The sequence below is a fragment of the Mesotoga sp. HF07.pep.5.2.highcov genome (assembly GCF_003666285.1).
Taxonomy (GTDB): domain Bacteria; phylum Thermotogota; class Thermotogae; order Petrotogales; family Kosmotogaceae; genus Mesotoga; species Mesotoga prima.
Genome location: NZ_JFHJ01000644.1, coordinates 1 through 5,502, shown reverse-complemented (window position 1 = coordinate 5,502; position 5,502 = coordinate 1). Strand labels below are relative to the sequence as shown.

Annotated in this window: 5 protein-coding genes; 4 read left to right on the top strand and 1 reads right to left on the bottom strand. The window is 42.4% G+C overall.

All coding sequences use genetic code 11. The features are described 5' to 3' along the window. The 3 genes from BG32_RS13780 to BG32_RS13770 form a co-directional block, all read left to right on the top strand. On the top strand, positions 1-441 hold a 441-nt coding region (locus BG32_RS13780; protein WP_147435067.1), incomplete at its 5' end, for a cob(I)yrinic acid a,c-diamide adenosyltransferase. After that, the gene (locus BG32_RS13775; RefSeq protein WP_006492243.1) at positions 438-1,385 is read left to right on the top strand and encodes an HAD family hydrolase; all 948 of its coding nucleotides are present in this window, start codon (positions 438-440) and stop codon (positions 1,383-1,385) included. The genes BG32_RS13780 and BG32_RS13775, both read left to right, overlap by 4 nt. 208 nt (positions 1,386-1,593) lie before the next feature. Next, positions 1,594-3,267 carry an HD domain-containing phosphohydrolase gene (locus BG32_RS13770; protein WP_014730401.1) on the top strand — a complete coding sequence of 558 codons (1,674 nt, stop codon included), beginning with the start codon at positions 1,594-1,596 and terminating at the stop codon, positions 3,265-3,267. Between the two features lie 332 nt (positions 3,268-3,599). Here BG32_RS13770 and corA read toward each other — a convergent pair whose 3' ends face one another. Next, entirely contained in the window at positions 3,600-4,664 is a 1,065-nt protein-coding gene (corA, locus tag BG32_RS13765; protein WP_006492238.1) for a magnesium/cobalt transporter CorA, read from the bottom strand. A 603-nt stretch (positions 4,665-5,267) separates the two neighbouring features. On the opposite strand from corA, the gene BG32_RS13755 reads away from it, so the two are divergent. After that, positions 5,268-5,502: C69 family dipeptidase (locus BG32_RS13755; RefSeq protein ID WP_183084345.1), on the top strand; the 235-nt coding region annotated here is incomplete at its 3' end.

Sequence of the window (5,502 nt, the reverse complement as noted above, 5' to 3'; positions counted from 1 at the left end):
AGAGCTGCTCTTGCAGGTGAGAGAGTCTTCATAGGCCAGTTCATAAAGGGAATGAGATACAGTGAGCTATCCTTGCCTAACTACATTGAAAATATCGTCATCGAGCAGTTCGGAAGGGAATGTTTTATCATTAGAGATCCAGAAACCAAGGATCTTGAGGTTGCAAGAAAAGGTCTTGCCAGATCTAGAGAAGTAATCTCCAGCAGAGAATTCGGGGTCGTTATACTCGATGAGATTTTTATTGCTTTTCATTACAGGTTGGTATCTTCAATGGACATCCGAAGACTCATGCTTTCGAAACCGAAAGAGGTTGAACTAGTATTGACCGGCAGGAATGCCCCAGCCGAGATAATTAGAGAAGCGGATCTTGTTACTGAGATGAGAGAAATCAAGCACTATTATTCTAAAGGAGTTTTGGCAAGGGAGGGAATTGAGTATTGAGAAGATCTGGTCACACTGAAATCGATGCAAGTAAACTGAAAGCTCTGATTCTTGATCTAGACGGGACGTTACTTGACAATTCCAAGAGAATTCCCGCATCAGCCTTGAATGCAATCGAGAGGCTTCAGGAAAAAGGAATAAAGCTAGCGATCTTTACCGGACGTGACTACTTAATGGCTCGTGAATATCTGGACGTTCTAAACATTGAGGGTCCTCACGCTCTTCAGAATGGAGCCTTTCTTGCAAAGGGAAAGGGAGAAATCTTCCTCATGCGATGCATAGAAAGAAAGATAACGGAATACTCAGTTTCTCTTGCATCAATACTGAACTGTCATCTCCTCCTTAGAACGGATTCCTCTGAAATTCCTGACTGGTATCATGTGGGCGACTTTGCTCTTAGTCCTTACTTGCCATTCCTAGAAAGCAACATAAACAGAATAGTGAGACTGGACGATCTTACGGAAGTAGTTAAGAGTGCGAACCTTCTTCAACTCGACATCACTGGCGATCTTGAATCTTTGAAAGAGATCTTAGGCAGGCTAACGTCTAAATACACTGGCGACTTCAACTTCTCGTTCATATCAGCGTCGGATGATGCAGGCTTTTTGGATGTGTATTGGTCGCAAATGGAGGACACAGCTGTTCGTCTAGAAATAGCGTCAAAGGTTGACAGCTGGGGACTTCTTTCTCTTTTTAATGCCTCAGTCTCTAAAGGGCTGTCACTCGATGACTTCCTGAATTATCATGGTCTTGCCAGTCAGCAAGTTGCATTTATCGGCGATCACTATGCCGATATTCCCCTTCTAAAGAGAGTCGGGCTTTCTGTAGCTGTAGAGAATGCTCTTCCAGAAGTGAAGGCCGTCTGCGATTATGTGACTCAATCAAACAATGATGATGGTGTTGCTTTAGCCATAGAAGAGATCTTCTTCTCTGGAAAAAGATGACCAAGAAAGGCCTAAATTTATTTATCGAACGTGCGATGGTTTACTCAAACGAGAAAGTCATTAACAAACAGTTGATTATTCTTTCCAAAAAACGCTGGAATAGTGTTAGAATTAGATGAATACTGGTTATTATTAGAGGCGAGAAGATTTTTTGAACCAACGTTTGTTATTATTTTTCTTTAGAATGAGAGATGAATGAGTTTTGTCTTTGGAGGATTCAGCCCAATTTTGTCTCGATCTTATCGATGAAGCGGTCGTAGTTGTTAACAAGAATGGTAGAGTAGTCTTCCAAAACTCGGTTTCACAAAAGCACTTTGGGGACTTGATCGGCAAACTATACAAAGCCTTCTTCGACTGCGAGGATATTTTCGTTGACGACGAAGGAGTAGTTTGGAGAGTCTCTTCTTCTTCAGACAAATCCGACTCCAATGAAATCAAGATATTCAGAAGGACCAATAGTCTAAGTATTGGTTCATCGTTCACGAAACGAGAGAAAACCTCAGCGTCTTCGTTCTTCCAGGGAATAGATGACCATTCAACGCTTCATTCAATGCATTCGAACACGTCATTCAGTATCCTCTCGGAAATCGATCATTTCAGGGTTTACAAAAAAGCTTTTGAAGAGAATACTTCTGGAATGGCTATTTTCACTGTTGATATGTCTCGCGAAAAGATCATCCCGGCGGCAAAAAACCTCGCATTTGAGATCAATCGTCTGGCGCGACTTCCAGTAATAGAGGGCATACCCCTGGATAGACCAATGAGCAAGGCCGACCACCTATTCTTGAAGGCACTCATAAGAGTAGCCCGAACCGGGAGACAGGAAGCGCTTTTTCTTTCTGAAGAAGGCTTCTATGAAGAGGTGTTGATAAAGCCACTTTCTGATCGAGATTTGATAAGTGTACATAAAGAAGTCTCCGCCGAAATGAATCTTCGAATGGAACTGTTGTCGGCAAGGTACTTGGCAGGCACTATCGATCAAGCGGTGATTTCGGTTGATGAAAACGGAAAAATCGTGTTTGTCAACAAGGCGGCTGAAATTCTGTTAGGAAGAGAAAGAGGCGGCCTGATAGGAAAGAATATCAACTACTTTCTTGAAAACCAGTCTGACTCGAGGAGCGAGAAACCATCCGCGGGTCAAGAAATTGGTGAAAGACACCTCTTCTCTATAAACAAAAGCAATGGACAATCTGTTTTGGTCGAGGCCGCAGTAAAGAGGATCGAAGATTCATCACTAGCAGGAAAGGTGACGGCCACCGTATACTGCCTAAGTGGCCTCAAGTTCGAAGATGTGATTCAGGAATCCGCTCAAAAAACTATTAGAGGTCTTATAGAAACTCTTTCTACAGTTGTTGAAGTAAGAGACCCTTTCACGGCAGGTCATCAAAGAAGGGTGAGCAAACTTGCAACAGCCATTGCTACCGAGATGGGTCTAGGTCCGGAACAAATAGACACGGTGCGAGAAGGCGCTTTGCTTCATGATATTGGAAAGATTTCTGTCCCAACTGAAATTCTTAGTAAGCCGGGCCGGCTCACCGAAAACGAGTGGTTCCTTATTCAGAGCCATAGCGAAGCCGGTTTCAAAATGCTAGAAAGAATTGATCTGCCCTGGCCAATATCAAGCATTGTCAGGAAGCACCATGAGAGATTAGACGGCTCGGGTTATCCCCATGGCTTGAAAGGCAAAGACATTCCCTTTGAAACCAGGATTGTCACCGTTGCCGATGTATTTGAAGCCATCGTTTCTCACAGACCTTACAGACCTGCTCACGAAACATCAACAGCAATTACTGAACTTACAGAGGGAGCCGGAAGGCTGTACGATGGCGATGTTGTAGATTGTTGCCTTTCTCTCGTTGGAAAGGGCTTTTCTCTTGACTGAATGAACGCCGTGCCAGAGATCTTCGCATAACATTGTGAACCAATGGCTCAAAGGCAAAATTAAGTATCTAGTTTTTTGCTTAATCGGAAATGATACAGGTTCTTTGTTAAGATCTAAATTATACTCAAGCTACCTGAAAATATCTTAGATTAATAAATAAGCGCTAGCCCTTGCGCAAGAAGGGTATATCTCTCTTTGAAATCCGTCCCAAGATGATCCAACAAAACCTCTCGTGATAGAAAGCGTTCTCTCCATATCATATAAGCGAACTTTTCTCCCTTTCCGGAAGACCTGCCAATAGTTTGCCCACAAAGATAACTACAAGTGGGGAATCATTTCCTGAACCATCCCTTTCTGCGTATGAACAAGAGCATTATGAAAACCACTACACCCATGACAATAAGAACAACGGGATATCCCCACTTTAAGGAAAGCTCTGGCATGTAAACGAAATTCATCCCATAGATTCCGACGATAAAGGATAGTGGTATGAAGATAGTGGAGATAATTGTCAGCACTTTCATTATTTCATTCAATCTGTTACTTGTGGAAGAGAGGTATAAGTTCATGAGCTCTGACGAGAGCTCTCTGCTGATATCAAGCATATCCAGTGACTGAATTATGTGATCGTAAACATCTCTAAGATAAAGAACAGTCTGATCTTTGAAGTACTCGCTTTCTTCTCTGGAGATTCGCCCTATAACATCTTTGGTAGGCCACACAAGCCTTCTCAATTGGGCTAATTTTTGCTTCATTAGATATAGATCCTTAAGCTTTTCTCTGGAGATGCTCTCAACTAACTCTTCTTCAAGTTTTTCAAGTTCACTGCCGATACTTTGCAAGACTGGAAAGTAGTTATCCACGATTGTGTCCAATATTGCATATGCAGTGTAATCGTTGTCCATACTTCTTATTCTTGAGTTCCTCCGCATTCTGTTTCTAACGGGGTCGAGAACGTCCCCGTACCTCTCCTGGAACGTAAGTACAAAAGTCTCGCCCAAGAAGAGACTCATCTGTTCATAAACAACTGAATCTTCTTCCATTCGCATCATGGGAAGACAAACAAACAAGCAATTGTCATACTCCTCAACCTTTGCAACCTGCGGAACATTTGTGATATCTTCGAGAGCCAGCGGGTGGAGAGAAAAGACTTCACCCAGCTTTCGGATTGTCGCTTCGTCTCCTAATCCCTGCACATCAATCCAGTGGACTCTGTCGGTAGCGGAGATGACCGACGCCAGATTCTCTACGTTTCGAATTATTTCTTCTTTCAAGTAATCTCTGTCAAATTCAATGAGACTGATCTTTGGAAATGGTGATTCTTCATCTATACTAAGAGTCCCAGGAACGGAACCGAGCGGCGGTTTTCTCTTCCTGAAAATTCCCTTTCGATCCATTAAGTGCCTCCCTAAACAAAAATCAAAGTGATTTGACTTTCAATATAGCTCAAATATACTATCACCGGTCGAATTTTAGTAACACTTTCTAAGAGAGTGCGGAGCAAAGAAAAAGAATCAATTTTTCCTTTGGATTTCAAACCTGCGGGAGTATATTAGTATCAAAGTCACAAGAATCAGTCGTGAGCACGGAGAATCGCTCAGAGATCTTTGATTCACTCCCTTTTGTTCCATCGATTTCGCAATTCTCTGTTCAGTCGAATCAAAACAGATTTGAAACATCCGAGATTTGAGAATGCCTTCGATTTATGGTCTTGATTTAGTATTGTTGTGTAGATTTCAAAAACCTGGTTCGGAATCATCTTCAAAAAACGATTATGTTTGGTTTGCCCCTTCTCCCATTAGGAAGAAGCAGTTTGGAAAGACTCACAGCCGACACAGAAATGTAGTCGATCGGTTCGAAGATGCTTTGATTCATCAGCCGAATTTTCGTCTTCTCCACCAATGATGAGCTTGAGATTAGAGACTCACATAGATTATTCCTGAAGATTATTCTATCTGGAATAGTCTCCATTTTTCTTAAGAGAGAAGAGGTGAGGTGCCGTGAAAGTTCTGGGAAAATGTTTTCTTGTTCTTCTTTTAGTTTCTGTGAGTAGTTCAATGGCCTGTACGACTTTGATTGTAACGAAAGGTGCTAGTGCAGATGGATCGATGATTGTCGCTCATTCAGACGATAACGATCTGGCCGATCAGAGAATAGTATATGTACCAGCTCAGGATCATGAACCTGGCTCATTCAGACCTGTGTACTGCTCCGCAGTCGCGATGGGTGAATTTC

Excerpts from the sequence above, each read along its gene's own strand:
- corA (WP_006492238.1), bottom strand. The coding sequence starts at position 4,664 with ATGGATCGAAAGGGAATTTTCAGGAAGAGAAAACCGCCGCTCGGTTCC.